Annotated in this window: 12 protein-coding genes; 5 read left to right on the forward strand and 7 right to left on the reverse strand. The window is 69.7% G+C overall.

Annotation, left to right across the window (positions count from 1 at the left end):
- Positions 1-4: 4 nt before the first annotated feature.
- Positions 5-886 (reverse strand): methylenetetrahydrofolate reductase, encoded by an 882-nt coding sequence (locus tag E1286_RS00150; protein WP_223189374.1) that lies wholly within the window; start codon positions 884-886, stop codon positions 5-7.
- A gap of 221 nt (positions 887-1,107) precedes the next feature.
- On the opposite strand from E1286_RS00150, the gene E1286_RS00155 reads away from it, so the two are divergent.
- Genes E1286_RS00155 through ligM form a run of 3 tightly spaced genes read left to right on the forward strand, consistent with a single transcriptional unit; the run spans position 1,108 to position 3,979 of the window.
- On the forward strand, positions 1,108-1,830 hold the full coding sequence (locus E1286_RS00155) for a PIG-L deacetylase family protein (RefSeq protein ID WP_132607892.1): 723 nt from the start codon (positions 1,108-1,110) through the stop codon (positions 1,828-1,830).
- Positions 1,827-2,522: a 4-carboxy-4-hydroxy-2-oxoadipate aldolase/oxaloacetate decarboxylase gene (locus E1286_RS00160; RefSeq protein ID WP_132607894.1), complete on the forward strand. Its 696-nt coding sequence runs from the start codon at positions 1,827-1,829 to the stop codon at positions 2,520-2,522. Before E1286_RS00155 ends, E1286_RS00160 begins: the two co-directional genes overlap by 4 nt.
- Positions 2,523-2,575: 53 nt before the next feature.
- Positions 2,576-3,979 carry a vanillate/3-O-methylgallate O-demethylase gene (gene ligM, locus E1286_RS00165; RefSeq protein ID WP_132607896.1) on the forward strand — a complete coding sequence of 468 codons (1,404 nt, stop codon included), beginning with the start codon at positions 2,576-2,578 and terminating at the stop codon, positions 3,977-3,979.
- 55 nt (positions 3,980-4,034) lie between these two features.
- Here ligM and E1286_RS00170 read toward each other — a convergent pair whose 3' ends face one another.
- The 3 genes from E1286_RS00170 to E1286_RS00180 form a co-directional block, all read right to left on the reverse strand.
- Entirely contained in the window at positions 4,035-5,498 is a 1,464-nt protein-coding gene (locus E1286_RS00170; protein WP_132607898.1) for an aldehyde dehydrogenase family protein, read from the reverse strand.
- 208 nt (positions 5,499-5,706) lie between these two features.
- Positions 5,707-6,345: a response regulator gene (locus E1286_RS00175; protein ID WP_223189376.1), complete on the reverse strand. Its 639-nt coding sequence runs from the start codon at positions 6,343-6,345 to the stop codon at positions 5,707-5,709.
- A gap of 57 nt (positions 6,346-6,402) precedes the next feature.
- On the reverse strand, positions 6,403-7,917 hold the full coding sequence (locus tag E1286_RS00180) for a sensor histidine kinase (RefSeq protein WP_223189378.1): 1,515 nt from the start codon (positions 7,915-7,917) through the stop codon (positions 6,403-6,405).
- A 131-nt stretch (positions 7,918-8,048) separates the two neighbouring features.
- On the opposite strand from E1286_RS00180, the gene mdlC reads away from it, so the two are divergent.
- Together mdlC and E1286_RS00190 are read left to right on the forward strand one after the other, a co-directional pair.
- Positions 8,049-9,650 carry a benzoylformate decarboxylase gene (gene mdlC / locus E1286_RS00185; RefSeq protein ID WP_132607902.1) on the forward strand — a complete coding sequence of 534 codons (1,602 nt, stop codon included), beginning with the start codon at positions 8,049-8,051 and terminating at the stop codon, positions 9,648-9,650.
- A gap of 142 nt (positions 9,651-9,792) precedes the next feature.
- Positions 9,793-11,115, forward strand: coding sequence for an MFS transporter (locus tag E1286_RS00190; RefSeq protein ID WP_132607904.1), 1,323 nt, complete (start codon positions 9,793-9,795; stop codon positions 11,113-11,115).
- 44 nt (positions 11,116-11,159) lie between these two features.
- Here the strand turns inward: E1286_RS00190 and E1286_RS00195 are convergent, their stop codons facing one another.
- The 3 genes from E1286_RS00195 to E1286_RS00205 all read right to left on the reverse strand — a co-directional run bounded on the left by E1286_RS00195 (position 11,160) and on the right by E1286_RS00205 (position 14,266).
- A complete protein-coding gene (locus E1286_RS00195; RefSeq protein WP_132607906.1) occupies positions 11,160-12,689 on the reverse strand; it encodes an FAD-dependent monooxygenase in 1,530 nt (509 codons plus the stop codon).
- A 153-nt stretch (positions 12,690-12,842) separates the two neighbouring features.
- A complete protein-coding gene (locus E1286_RS00200; RefSeq protein ID WP_132607908.1) occupies positions 12,843-13,175 on the reverse strand; it encodes a hypothetical protein in 333 nt (110 codons plus the stop codon).
- 302 nt (positions 13,176-13,477) lie between these two features.
- On the reverse strand, positions 13,478-14,266 hold the full coding sequence (locus E1286_RS00205) for an SDR family NAD(P)-dependent oxidoreductase (RefSeq protein ID WP_132607910.1): 789 nt from the start codon (positions 14,264-14,266) through the stop codon (positions 13,478-13,480).
- Positions 14,267-14,286: the final 20 nt, after the last annotated feature.

The following is a 14,286-nucleotide window of genomic DNA, read 5'->3' on the forward strand; positions in this document are numbered from 1 at the left end:
TCGCTCATGGCTGATCGTCCTTTTCGGCTACCGAGTCGAGCAGCCGCCGCCGCCAGAGCTCGGTCTCGCGCAGGTCGCCGAACGTGAAGATGTGCAGGCCGCGGAGGTTGCCGCCGGTCTTCGACGCGGCGACGCCCAGTCGCCGGGTCAGCTTCGTCGGGTCGTAGCCTCCAGGAAGCAGGAAGCGCCACAGCAGGCTCTGCTGCTTGCGCAGAAACCGCGCGGACTGGCCCAGCCCGATGCCCGCCGAGATGCGCATCAGCTTCTGCCGGTTCACCGGGCCCGGTATTCCGGCGTGGATCGGGAGGTCGATGCCCGCTCCGGCGAGGTCGGCGGCCCAGCTCGCCGTCGTGCCGGCGTTGAAGCAGATCTGGGTGATGATGTGCGTCGCCATCGGCGCCTTCTGCTTCAGCGACAGATCCAGGGCCTGCTGCGAGATGGCCGAGTGTCCCTCGGGATACCCGCCGATGCCGATCTCCTCGAAGGGGTGGTGAACCTCTTCCATGGCTCGCAGCAGCGCGTACGCGTTCTCTAACTCTCCGGCCGGCTTCGGCGCGTCACCGCCGATCACGAACACCGACCGCACTCGCGCCTCGCGCAGGCGCGCCACGACGTCGGCGACGTGCACCTTGTCGAGGAACTGGCGCGCGGGCAGGTGCGGAGCGACGGCGTAGCCCTGCCGCACCAGGCGCTCGGTGAGATCCAGCGTCGTGTCGATGCCCTTCGCCTCCGTGACCGTGACGGTCAGCGGGACGGCGGTCGGCACGTTCTCCAGCACATCGCGCTCGGTGTTCCTGACCGGTACCACCTCGTAACCGATCTGGCGCAGCAGATCGGCGGGGCGGCGAGCCGGCGGATCCGTGGCCTCCGAGCTTTCGCATCTCACAGTGAATCAGTAGAGCAAAGGGCCCGCAGAGTTTCGTCGGGCATTGAGGCAGAGCCGAATGCGACAAATGACGGAGATGTGGATGGCTCCTGTCAGGACAGAACGGTCAAGAACTCTAGGCCGAATGACGTAGTCCGGACCGGACTCCAGGGCCTGCCCCTGGAGGCGCGGTGGCTCCTACCGTCCTAAAGGGCAGCCGAGGACTTCAAGGGAGACGCCGGATGGGTTCGTTGCTGGTGATCAGTGCCCACGCGGGGGACTTCGTGTGGCGGGCAGCGGGGGCGATCGCGCTGGCGACCTCACACGGCGACCGGGCCAAGGTGCTGTGCCTGACGTTCGGCGAGCGGGGCGAGTCGGCGAAGGCCTGGCGCGAGGGCAGGACGTTGGAGGAGATCAAGGAGCTCCGGCGCGCGGAGGCGGCCGCCGCGGCCGACGTGCTGGGAGCGGAGATCGAGTTCCTCGACGCGGGGGACTATCCGCTGCTGGAGAGCCCGGCACTGGTGGACCGGATCGTGCGCGTCTATCGCGAGGTCGACCCCTCCGTGGTGCTGACTCACCCACCGGCGGACCCTTACAACCAGGACCATCCGGCGGCCGCCCGGATGGCGCTGCAGGCGCGGGTGCTGGCCCAGGCGATCGGTTACGACGCGCCGGGCGAGCCGCTGGGAGCGCCGCCGGTGTTCTTCTTCGAGCCGCACCAGCCCGAGCAATGCGACTTCAAGCCGGATGTGCTGCTGGACATCACCCCCGTGTTCGACACCAAGCGCAAGGCGATGGAGTGCCTGCCGGCCCAGCGGCACATGTGGGACTACTACACCGACCTGGCCAGGCGCCGCGGCGTGCAGCTCAAGCGGAACGCCGGCCCGAACCTCGGCCTGCCGCACACCACCATGGGAGAGGCCTACATGCGTCTGTACCCGCAGGTCACGGGGACCCTGTCATGAGGAACGTCATCGTCACCGACCCGCCGCGCGCCGACCTCGACCACGTCACCAAGCTGGCCGGCTACGGAGTCGCGACCGTTCACGAGGCCCTCGGGCGCGTCGGTTACCTCGGTCCGAGGCTGCGCCCCGTCCATCCGGGAGCACGCGTAGGCGGTACCGCCGTCACGGTCCTGTGCTGGCCCGGTGACAATCTGATGATCCACGCCGCGGTCGAGCAATGCCGGCCCGGCGACGTCCTCGTCGTCACCACAACGTCCCCGTGCGGCGACGGGTTGTTCGGAGAGCTGTTCGCCACCGCCTTGCGGCCACGCGGGGTGCGCGGGCTGGTCACCACGACCGGAGTACGCGACGTCGCCGAACTGCGGGCCATGGGCTTTCCCGTGTGGTCGGCCGCCGTCAGCGCGCAGGGCACGGTCAAGGCGACGGCGGGCTCGGTCAACGTGCCGATCGTCGTCGAGGGGCAACTGATCCGGGCCGGTGACGCGATCCTGGCCGACGACGACGGCGTCATGGTGGTGCCCCGCCTGGAGGTCGCCTCCGCCCTCGAGGCCGCGCAGGCCCGCGTCGACAAGGAATCGGCGTCGCGAGAGGCGTTCCGCAACGGCGAGCTCGGGCTCGACCGTTACGGCCTGCGCGCCAAGCTCGCCGAACTCGGCGTGGAATACGTGAGCGCCGCCAGCTATCTCGAATGAGCCATTCGACTCGCACAAGCAAGTCGACGGTGTCGCACAAGAACGGGCTGAACATGAGCGCGAAAAACCTCCAAGAAATCCTCGACCAGGCCGGCAACACGGTAGAGCTGCTGCGGAACTCCCAGCTCGGGGCCTACATCTATCCGGTCGTCCCGTACGAGTTCACCAACTTCCGCCGGGAGGTGATCGCCTGGCGCGAGACGGCGGTGCTGTACGACCAGTCGCACCACATGGTGAACCTGTTCGTCTCTGGCCCGGACGCCCTGCGGCTCATTTCCGACACCGGCGTCAACAGCGTCGCCAATTTCCCGGTGGACTCGGCCAAGCAGTTCGTCCCCGTCTCCCCCGAGGGAGGCGTCATCGGCGACGGAATTCTTTTTCGGGAGGCGGCCGAGGAATTCATTTTCGTCGGACGCGCCCCGGTCGCCAACTGGCTCACGTTCCGGGCCGGCGCGGGATACGACGTCGAGATCCGGCTGGACCCGCGCTCACCGTCGCGGCCCTACGGCAAGCAGGTGACCCGCGACCTGTGGCGTTTCCAGATCCAGGGGCCCCGCGCGTGGGAGATCATCGAGAAGGTCAACGGCGGCCCCGTGGAACAGCTGCGGTTCTTCCGCATGGCGCACATGAACGTCGCCGGCGAGCGGGTACGCACCCTGCGTCACGGCATGGCCGGCGCGCCGGGCCTGGAGTTGTGGGGGCCGTACGAGACCTATGACAAGGTGCGGGACGCCATCCTGGAAGCGGGCCGCGAGTTCGGGCTCGAACCTTGTGGAGCGCGTGCCTACTCCTGCAACACCCTCGAATCCGGGTGGATCCCGTCGCCGCTCCCCGCGGTCTACACCAGCGAGGAGCTCCGGCCGTACCGTGAATGGCTCGGCGCCGACAGCTACGAGGCGACCAACGCCCTGGCCGGCAGCTTCGTCTCCGACAAGATCGAGGACTATTACGTCAACCCGTGGGACCTGGGCTACGGACCGTTCGTCAAGTTCGATCATGACTTCATCGGGCGCGACGCGCTGGCGGCCGTCGTCCCGGAGACCCAGCGGCGCAAGGTCACCCTGGCCTGGCACGCCGAGGACGTGGCCCGGCTGCTGGCCGCCCCCGTCGACCTGAACGGCCCCGGCTACCAGTTCTTCGACCTGCCCAACGCCAACTACGGCTCGTCCAACTACGACTCGGTGACCGACGCCGACGGCAACCTCGTCGGCCTGTCGATGTTCACCGGCTACAGCGCGAACGAGCGCAGAGCCCTGTCCCTCGCCACCGTCGATCCGGACGTCCCGCTCGGCGCCGAAGTCCGCGTCATCTGGGGTGAGCCGGACGGCGGCAGCCGCAAGCCGACCGTGCAGCCGCACGAGCAGTTCGCCGTGCGCGCCGTCGTGAGCCCTGCGCCGTATTCGGTGATGGCCCGGGAGAGCTACCGGCCCGGCTGGCGTACTGCCGCCACCGTCTGACGCGCTCGCCCGGCCCCGCCGTGCCTTCATCAGGGGCACGGCAGGGCCCGGGTGATCACGCCGGTGCGGTCACCACGTGGGATTCGGTGAACTCCAGAAGCCCGTCCGGTCCCATTTCCCGGCCCACACCGCTCTGCCGGAAGCCGCCGAACGGAGCCCGGTCGTCGCAGGCGGACGCGTTGGCCTGGTTGATCCAGGTCGTGCCGGTGCGCAACCGCGCGGCGACGGCCGTGGCGCGGTCGACGTCGGGAGACCAGACCGAGGAGCACAGCCCCGACCATTCGGAGTTCAGCCGCTCCACGAGGGCGTCCAGGTCGTCGTAGGGCAGGATCGGCAGGGCCGGGCCGAACTGCTCCTCCGTGACGACCCGCAGGTCCTCGGCCGGATCGAGCACCAGCGCCGGACGGAGGAAGTGGCCGCCGCCGGCGACGGCGTCCTCGTCCACGCTGCCGTACTCGCGTATCTCCGCGCCCTTCGCCCGCGCCTGCTCCAGCATCTGCTGGACGACGTCGCGTTGCCGTGCCGTGTTCAACGGGCCCATCGTGCTCCGGGAATCGAGGCCGTCGCCCACGCGGTGGCCGTCCAGCGCGGCGCCCATGGCCTCGACCAGCTCCGCGTAGCGCGAGCGGGGAACGTAGACACGTTTGACCGCCATGCACACCTGACCGGTCGTCATGAAGGCGGCGCCGGCGAGGGCCCCGACCATGCCCTCGTCCAGCCGGACATCGTCGAGCAGGAGCGCCGGGTCGTTGCCGCCGAGCTCCAGCGTGATCCTGGCCAGCGACTGGGACGCCAGCGCCATGACGGCGCGGCCACCGGCGGTGCTGCCGGTGAACACGACGTGTTGCACGCGAGGATCGGTCAGGAGCGGCTGGACGGCGTCATTACCGCCGGTGATGACGTTCAGCACCCCCGGCGGGAGCTCCTGCGCCATCACTCTTAAGGTCTCCACCATCGCGAGTGGCGCGGTGGGCGGCGGCTTCACCACGACCGTGTTGCCGGCGATGAGCGCGTACGGCAGGCTCGCCCCGAGGATGGCCAGCGGCCAGTTGAACGGCACGATGACGGTGACCACGCCGACCGGCACCCGGTGGATCCGAGTGGCGAAGGGTGGCGCCGCCAGCGTGCTCAGCGGGGGGAAGCCCTCCGCCAGCGTGGCGGCCACGCGGGAGCGTACCTCGAAGACGGCCAGGTCGATCTGTGACTCCTGCAGGCACTTGCCGTTCTCCCTGGTGAGGATCTCGGCTCGGGCGGCGGCCGATCCGGCGAGCGGTTCGAAGGCCGCGAGCACCAGCTCGGCTCGCTCGGCCGCGGACCTGGCGGCCCAGCCGGTGAAGGCCCGCTGAGCGGCTTCGACGGCGCGTTCGCAGTCCGCGGGAGTGGCCGCCGCCGCCCAGCCCACGACGGTGTCCGGACGGCTGGGATCGTGGACCGGGATTGTTTCCGCGGTGGTGACGGTCTCGCCGTCGATGACCAGACCTGTCACCAGGTCGCCGGCGGACATCGGGTCAGCAGTCATCGAGATCGCGGCGCGGACACCACATCTCCGGCTCGGAGAGGGTCCAGGCCGCTCCCTCCCTTCTGTCGCGTTGTGGGATGCCGCGCCAGCTTTCGGCTAGGCGTGTTGCCTGGACGCTATAGCGCCCTACGGAGCGCGTCTTCGCGAGAATGACGACCTGGACCTGTCGATTCCGCACGGTCTACTGCGACAAATGACGTACGGCGGGTCAGCTCGGTGGGACGAGCCCTTCGCGGATGGCCAGGAGCGCGGCCTGCGTCCGGGAGGACAACTGGAGCTTGGCGAGCACGTTGCTGACATGGGTGCGGGCCGTGCGCTCGCTGATGGTCAGCTGGCCTGCGATGTCCCGGTTGGATTTCCCTTCGGCGATCAGGATGAGAATCTCCCGCTCCCGGGCTGTCAGCGAGGTGAGGCCGGCAGGCGGGGCCGTCATCCGCCGGGTGAGCTGGCGGGCGATGGTCGGATTGAGGTGCATCCCTCCGGTCACCGCCGCGCGAATGGCCATGGCCACCTCGTCGGGGTCGGCGTCCTTGAGGAGATAGCCCGCCGCGTCGGCGGCGAGTGCGCTGTGCACCCTCTCGACCTCTCCGAAGCTGGTCAGCGCCACGACCTTGACGTCCGGATGCGTTCTGGTGATCACTTCGGTGGCCGCGATCCCTCCCATGCCGGGCATCTGCAAGTCCATCAGCACGACGTGGGGCAGCGGCTGACCGAGAGTGCGCCACTCGTTCAGCAGGGCGATGGCCTGCTCTCCGTTGGCGGCCTCTCCGATCATGTGAAATGTCGGAATTGTCGCCATATAGGCCAGGAGGCCGCGCCGTACGATCGCGTGGTCGTCGACCACCATGACGCGGATGACCTCTGGTCTGGAGGTGCTCATCGACATTCCTTCTCCGCCGCCGTTCTACCTCGCCGACGGTAGCGTGACCGTGACGGTCCAGCCGCCGGCCTGCCGAGGACCGGCCGCCAGCCGTCCGCCCCAACGCTCGGCACGTTCGCGCATCGACACGAGCCCGAGTTTGTTCCGCAGGGTCGCCGCCGCCGGGCCGGGCGCCAGGCCGAGCCCGCATCCGTCGTCGGCTATCTCGACGACCATGCCGCCCTCACCGGCCCTGGCGAAGCGGATGTCCACCGAGGTCGCCCCGGCATGCTTCACCACGTTGTGCAGCGCTTCCTGGACGATGCGGTAGACGTCCTCCTGAAGATCGATGCCGGCGTCCGGGTCGAGGTCGGATGAAACCCGCACGTGTACGGCCATGCCGGTGCGTGTCTCGACACTCGCCGCATGCGTGCGGACCGCGTCGATCAGTGACTGCGCGCCGAGGTCCAGGGGGCGCAGCTCGAACACGAGCCTGCGAAGATCGGCCAGCGCGCTCTCGGAGAGCTGGGCGATCTCCTCCGCGGCGTTGCAGACGGTGGCGGGGCCGGCGCTGGCCCGGTCGAGCTCGGCACGAAGCGCCTTGGCCTGCATACGCATGGAGAACAGCTGCTGGACCGCGGAGTCGTGCAGCTCGCGGGCAAGCCGACGGCGTTCCTGCTCCTGTGCCTGGGACCGGGTCTGGGAGAGGAGGGAGGCGGTGTCGATGGCGACCGCGGCGTGATCGGCCATGGCCTCCAGGAAGGCCAGCGAATTCGAGCAGGGATCCTCGCCGGGGACGTAGTAGGTGTTGATCACACCGACGATGCGGTCCCGCACGATCAACGGCAGCGACACGAAGTCGTCCCAGTTCGGGCGATCCATGATCTCGTGAAGCGGCGCCCAGCGCGGATCCGCCATGATGACGGCCCTGCGGTGCCGGACCACGACCGGTTTCCTGGTCCTGATGGCCTCCATGAAGAGCACCTGTGCGCCTCGCCGGCGGCAGGCGCCCAGGCGTTGGATGAAGTCGGGGGCGTCTCCGAAGCCCGCCATCCCCAGCACCCGGAGTTCGTCCGCGGGATCGTCCACGGCCAGGATCTGAACGGCCGCGATGTTGGCGGTGAGCACGATCTCGTGGGCCACCGCGTCAAGGGTCGCGCGCAGCGAGCAGGAGCCGGCGACCCGCGATGCCGCCCGCGTGATGGCGGCCAGCCGCTGCTGCTGGCGCCGGGCTTCGGTCACGTCGCTGAACCACACCGCATACCCTTCGCCGCCCACCGGCGAGATGCGGTATTCGAGGTCGCAACGGCGTCCGTCCGGAGCCGTCCACGCGTCGGTATGGCGTGTGGACGGCCCGTTCCGCTCCGGGGTGGTGACGAACGGAGCGGTCCGCCCGACCAGTTCCGCGGCGGGCAGGCCGAGCACCTGCGTGGCCGCCTCATTGACCATGACGAAGCGGCCTTCCACGTCCAGCAGGGCCAGGCCGTCACCCGACACCTCGACGAGCGCCTGCATCGTGTGGTGGCCGGTACGGACGGACGGGTCCAAGGCTTGGGGCACACCCACATCATCGCCCCGGCCCTCCTCCGCGCCAACACTTCCCCGCAGCGGGAAGTGCGGCTCATGACGGCCGGTCCTGGACACGCGGTCGGGCATTGACACGTTCGAGGTGAATCTGGAGAGTGCACCACATGCCGACCGTGCGCGAGACCACGTACCACCTGCTGCGTACGTGGGGGCTGACGACTGTCTTCGGCAATCCCGGATCGAACGAGCTGCCTTTCCTGGACGGCTTCCCACCGGACTTCCGCTACGTGCTCGGGCTGCACGAGGGGGCGGTCCTGGCCATGGCCGACGGCTACGCCCAGGCCCGCGGCCGACCGGCGCTGGTGAACCTGCACTCCGCGGCAGGGCTGGGCAACGCGATGGGCAATCTGGCCAACGCCCGTGCCTCCCGGACGCCGCTGGTGATCACCGCCGGACAGCAGGCGCGGTCCATGATCGGGTTGGGTGCGGTGCTCGGTGAGCCGGCCATGACGCGCGTGCCCGAGCCGCACGTCAAGTGGGCGTTCGAGCCGTCCAGTCCGCAGGACGTACCGCGTGCCCTGTCGCAGGCCTTCCACCTGGCCACGCTGCCCCCGGCCGGTCCGGTGTTCGTGTCCCTGCCCTGGGACGACTGGGCACAGGAGGCGGACGCCGACCAGGTCGCGCACCTGGCCTCGCGCCGCGTCCGTGCCGCCGGTGCCGCGTCCGCGGAGGTGGTGGCGGAGCTGGCCGACCGCCTGCGGCAGGCGAAGGCGCCTGTGCTGGTGATCGGCCCCGAGGCGGACGAGGAGAACGCCTTCGCCCAGGTGGCCGCGCTGGCCGAGCGGCTGCGGGCGCCGGTGTGGACCGCGCCCACCCCGCCGCGCTGCCCGTTCCCCACCCGGCACCCGCTGTGGCGAGGCGTGCTGCCGCCGAGCATCGCCGGCGTCGCCGAGCGCCTCGCCGGCCACGACCTGGTTCTCGTGCTGGGTGCCCCCGTCTTCCGCTACCACGCCTACCGGCCGGGTCCGTGGCTGCCGGAGGGCGCCGAGCTGATCGCGGTGAGCCTCGACCCGGAGGCGGCGGCCAGGAGCGCGTTCGGGGACGCGCTCGTCGCCGACGTCGGGGCGGTGGCCGGCCAACTGCTCGACGCGCTCCCGGACTCGCCCGCGCGACCCGCGCCCGCGCCCGTGGGCCGGCCCGATCCGCCGCTGGAGGACACGGCGCCCTTCACCGCCGGTGCGGTGTTCGCCCGCATGGCGCGCACCCTGCCTCGCGACGTCCGCCTGATCAACGAGTCGACCTCGAACACCTCGCAGTTCTGGGAGCAGCTCGACCTCGACCGTCCGCGCAGCATGTTCTTCCCGGCCGCAGGCGGGCTCGGTTTCGGGCTGCCCGCGGCGGTCGGGGTGGCGCTCGCCGACCCCGGCCGGCCCGTGGTGGCCGTGCTCGGCGACGGCGCGGCCCAGTACGGTGTGGCCGGCTTGTGGACCGCGGTGCAGGAGCACCTGCCCATCACCTTCGTCGTGCTGGGCAACGGCACCTACGGAGCGTTGCGCGGCTTCGTCTCCCAGCTCGGCGTGACGGACGCCCCCGGCCTGGACCTGCCCGGCCTGGACGTCGCACGCATCGCAGCGGGCTACGGCATGCCCGCGCGACGCGTATCGGACGGGAACGAGCTGGCCGCCGAGCTGGCGATGGCAGGGCCGGGACGCGGGCCGCGGCTGCTGGAGGTGCCGATCAGGGCGGAGACTCGCCCGCTCGGGTGAACTCCCGCGGGGTGCGACATATGACGTAGACGGGCCACCGTCAGAAGACTGACGAACGGCCGTGGCGGCGAGTTTACATTTAGGTCACCTGCGAGATCTTCGTAACGCAGGGCCCCCTCCGCCTGTTCGAGGAGCACCCCCCGTGGCTTCCCCCGCATCCACCAGGCAACCATCGACCAAGAGTCTCTTCGCGGCGAGCTTCGTCGGCACGTCGATCGAGTGGTACGACTACTACATCTTCGGCACTGCCGCGGCGCTGGCGTTCGGCAGTCTCTTCTTCCCGCAGGCCTCCAGCGCGGCCGGCACGCTCGCCGCCTTCGCCACGTTCGCGGTCGGATTCGTCGCCCGCCCGCTCGGCGCGGCGGTCATAGGCCACTTCGGTGACCGGATCGGCCGCAAATCGATGCTGATCCTCACCCTGATGCTGACCGGTGGGGCGACGTTCGCGATCGGCCTGCTGCCCACCTACGCCGCCATCGGCATCGGGGCGCCGCTGCTGCTGGTCGTCCTGCGCATCGTGCAGGGCTTCGGCGTGGGCGGAGAGTGGGGCGGCGCCATCCTGATCGCCACCGAGCACGCCTCGCCACGTCGCCGCGCCGTCTTCGGCAGCTTCGCCCAGTTCGGTGTGCCGGTCGGGGTGCTCACCTCGAATCTGGCCTTCCTCGCCGTCTCCGGCCTGTCCGACGAGGCCTTCATGTCGTACGGCTGGCGCATCCCGTTCCTGCTCAGCGTGCTGCTGGTGATCCTCGGCGTCGTGGTCCGCACCCGGCTGCAGGACGCGCCGGAGTTCGAGCGCGTCAAGCGGCGGAACGCCACCAGCAGGGTGCCCTTCACCGAGCTGGCCCGGCGGCAGCCGCGCAACCTGACGCTGGCGAGCCTGGCCTCGATCGCGGCGCCCGCGATCGGCTACACCGTGATCGTCTACATGCTCACGTACGGGACGACCGTGGTGGGCTTCGAGCGCAGCACCTTGCTCACCCTGATCCTGGCCTCCACCGTGGTGTGGATCGGCACGATCATGGCGTCGGCCGTGCTGTCGGACCGATTCGGCTCCAAGCGGATGTACATCCTGGGCGCGGTGACCGCCGTGATCTGGCCGGTGCCGATGTTCGCCCTGGTCAACACGGGTGACTGGGGCGCTGCGCTGCTGGCGTTCGTGGTGGCCGCGATCGTGCAGGGCCTCATGGCCGGCGCGCAGGGCGGCCTGTTCACCGAGATCTTCGACGTGCGCTACCGCTACAGCGGCATCTCCATCGCCTACCAGCTCGGCGGCATGATCGGCGGTGCGCTCACCCCCATCGTGGCCACCGCCCTCTTCGAGACTTATCAGTCCTCGACCGCGATCGCCCTGTACGTGTCCGCGCTGTCGTTGATCACCTTGCTGTCCCTGTTCGGCATCCGGAAGATCACCGCACCGGAGGGGGAGAGCGCCGAGCAAAGGACGCCGACCCCTTCGACCGGCTGAAGGAACCGGACCGCGGGGCTCTCATGCTCGACGGCGGCCTCCCCTCACCCCCGAGCACGCTGGTCAGACCGGCCTGAGGACGCGGAGCCGAGGTTGTGATCAGACGACGCCGGAGGCACGCCGCACCATGCTGTGAGGGCCGAACGCAGGCCGGAGAGACGGGTGGCGGGATCCTCGGCGGTGCTCGCCCAGGCGATGTACCCGTCCGGACGGACGAGCATGAGCGGCAAACGGCCGCTCATCGGCGTGGCGTGCATCACTGTGGCGGGCAGCGGGATTCCCATCACGGCGGGCTCGTCGGCGGGGGCCAGAAGCACGAAGCGCCCAGCGCGCAGCGCCGCGTACAGCCGCTGCGCTTCGCCGGTCAGGAGAACGTCCGGCACTCGTCGGCCGGCCAGCGGGTGCGATCCCGGAGGCGCGGAGTAGGAGATCGAGAGGCCCGACATGGTCTCCCGCAGCCGCTGGGCGGCCGGCGGGAGCAGGTTGATGATCGGGAGCGTCGCACGTATGGCCCTGGCACGCCGGGTACGGGCCAGGGCCGTCGTGAGCAGGCGACCGCTGAGTGCCAGAACCATGCTGCCGACCGGATGCCGTTCGGCGTGGTAGGTGTCGAGCAGGCCGTCCGGAGCCCAGCCCTGGACCGCCGCGGCGAGCTTCCAGCCGAGGTTGGCCGCGTCTTGCAGGCCGGTGTTCATCCCTTGCCCGCCCAGGGGAGAGTGAACGTGCGCGGCATCGCCCGCCAGGAACACCCGGCCCACACGGTAGTCGGGAACCTGCCGCTCGTCGCTGTGGAACCGCGTCAGCCAGCGCACGTCGTGCAGGCCGAGGTCACTACCCATGACGCGGCGGGCGATATCGCTCACTTCCTGGAGAGTGACCGGTGCACTGCTGGGAAGCGGCCGTCGCCGGTCCCACGCGATGATCCGGTACCGCCCGTCTCCGAAGGGGGCGATGAAGCAGAAGCCCTCCGCGCTGGTACTGAGAAGGGCCAGCTCATGGGCTGGGAGCCGGCTGAGGCGGACGTCGGCCAGCATGACCGAATCCACCGCGGAACGCCCGAGGAACGGAACGCCGAGCGCGTCTCGTACGACGCTGCGCACACCGTCGGCGCCCACCGCGAATTTCGCTCGCCGGGTGTGTACGGTGCCGGCGATGCGCATGTTCACGTCCACACCGCCGGCGTCCTGCCGGAGACCGACGACCTCGATTCCCCGCAGAACCTCCACGCCGAGCCTGGACGCACGGTTTTCCAGCACGCGTTCCGTGTTGTACTGCGGGGTGCACAGCAGGAACGGGAACCGCGACCGCAGAAGGGACATGTCGAGTTCCAGGTTGCCGAACAGCCGCATCGTCTCGAAGATCGCGCCGGTCTCGATCAGTTCGTCGGCCACCCCCCGGGCGTCGAGCTGTTCCAGCGTCCTTGCGTGGACGACGAATGCCCGGGAGAGCTTCGAACCTCCGGGCTCCCGCTCCACGATCATGCACGCGACGCCTCTCGCGGCGAGATCACCCGCGAGCAGCAAGCCCGTGGGGCCGGCTCCGACGATCAGCACATCGGTGTCAAAGAGCGCCATCAGCGTCTCCCGTTCCTATGAGCGACTTGCCATGTGATCGCCCGGGAGGAGACGGCGACTTGTTGTCACGGCTACGTTTTCGGGCCTCGACCTGCGAGCCCTCGATGCTGATGACCTGGGTCGGCACCAGCCACCAGTCACGACAGCTTTCTTTCACTGTACGACCGCACTGTTCGCGAGCGTCCGGGGCGTGGCCTCGCCTCCGGCCGAGGAACGCGACGTCGGCGACCGGCCCGCCCCAGGCACCGGCCACCGCGCGGCAAGCGTGCGCGGTGTCGACTCTTCCTGAGGCCAGATCTGCAGGAGGTGGCGGTTGATGATCTCGTCCGAGGTGTCCACCTCCGCGGCCTCGTCCATGTTCTGAGCGTGGTAGCGCAGCCGGAACCAGCCTGGTCCCGCGGGCAGCGTGGGCAGTTCGTGGACGTCACCGCCGCGCCACTCGTGCAGGGACAGGTGTCCGGCCTCCGACCTGAAGCTGATCTCCACGATGTCCTCGTACCCCGTCGGTCTCCGCGCCCGGGTCGTTGGTCGGCCACGGTCACGGAGAAACCGACCGCTCCGGTGTGCAGGCCCGTGATCAGGAAGGCGCCGCCGTCATCCACCCGTATGATCCCGACTGGATGCTCAGGATGATCGGCGGGTATTCCCTCCGGGCTCATGCCGTCGTCGACGAGGTACGCCTGTCCATAGTGGACGCCGAGATCGAACGACACAGTGCGAAGATCGCTCATGGCCGCAAGCGTACGATCAACCGAATACCGTCTCCGCTCCCCGGATTTCGGTAGAGGTCAGAGGGTCTTGACCTGGCCGCCGTCGAGGGTGAACTCCGCGCCGGTGGTGTTGGCTGAGCGGGCGGAAGCGAGGAACAACACCAGGTCGGCGACCTCGCCGGGCTCGGTGATCCGGCCGGTGCTGATCCCCATGCTCTGCGGCACCACCTCGTCGAGCGCCTGCTGGGCGGTGACACCGGCGCCGGCCGCGACGGCGTCCGCGAAGCCGCCCGGGGCGGTCCAGAACGGCGTGCGCACCGGGCCGGGCGCCACGGCATTGACCCGCACGCCGCGCGGTGCGAACTCCTCCGACAGGGCCTTGGTCAGGCTGGCCACCGCGGCCTTCGCCGCAGAGTAGTCGACCACCATCGGGAACGGCAGCCGGGCGTTGATGCTGCTGATGTTGATGATCGCCCCGTGGCTGTCCAGCAGAGCGGGCAGAGCTGCCCTGCTGGTGCGAACGGCGCTGAAGAAGGTCACGTCGAACATCCGCGCCCACGCGGCGTCGTCGATGTCGAGGAAGCTTGACCGGACACCGCCGATGCCGACGTTGTTGACCAGCACGTCCAGGCGCCCGTGCGTCGACAGCGCGGCGTCGACGAGCCGCTGCGGGGTGTCCGCGTCGGTGATGTCGGCGAGCACCACGGTGACGCCACGCGCGGCCAGGGCGTCGAGCTCAGGGGTGCTCGTACGACTGCTCGCCACCACCTGCGCGCCCTCCCCGACCAGCGCCGCCGCGGTGGCGAGACCGATGCCTTTGCTCGCGCCGGTGACGATGGCGACCTTGCCCTGCAGTTCGAGATCCATGACTACTCCCAAGTTGTTGA

The organism is Nonomuraea terrae (assembly GCF_004348995.1).
Classification (GTDB): Bacteria; Actinomycetota; Actinomycetes; order Streptosporangiales; family Streptosporangiaceae; genus Nonomuraea; species Nonomuraea terrae.

Coding starts and splice junctions, on each gene's coding strand:
- E1286_RS00205 (WP_132607910.1), bottom strand. CDS start 14,266: ATGGATCTCGAACTGCAGGGCAAGGTCGCCATCGTCACCGGCGCGAGC.
- E1286_RS00170 (WP_132607898.1), bottom strand. CDS start 5,498: ATGACTGCTGACCCGATGTCCGCCGGCGACCTGGTGACAGGTCTGGTC.
- E1286_RS00195 (WP_132607906.1), bottom strand. CDS start 12,689: ATGGCGCTCTTTGACACCGATGTGCTGATCGTCGGAGCCGGCCCCACG.
- E1286_RS00160 (WP_132607894.1), top strand. CDS start 1,827: ATGAGGAACGTCATCGTCACCGACCCGCCGCGCGCCGACCTCGACCAC.
- E1286_RS00175 (WP_223189376.1), bottom strand. CDS start 6,345: ATGGTGGTCGACGACCACGCGATCGTACGGCGCGGCCTCCTGGCCTAT.
- ligM (WP_132607896.1), top strand. CDS start 2,576: ATGAGCGCGAAAAACCTCCAAGAAATCCTCGACCAGGCCGGCAACACG.
- E1286_RS00155 (WP_132607892.1), top strand. CDS start 1,108: ATGGGTTCGTTGCTGGTGATCAGTGCCCACGCGGGGGACTTCGTGTGG.
- mdlC (WP_132607902.1), top strand. CDS start 8,049: ATGCCGACCGTGCGCGAGACCACGTACCACCTGCTGCGTACGTGGGGG.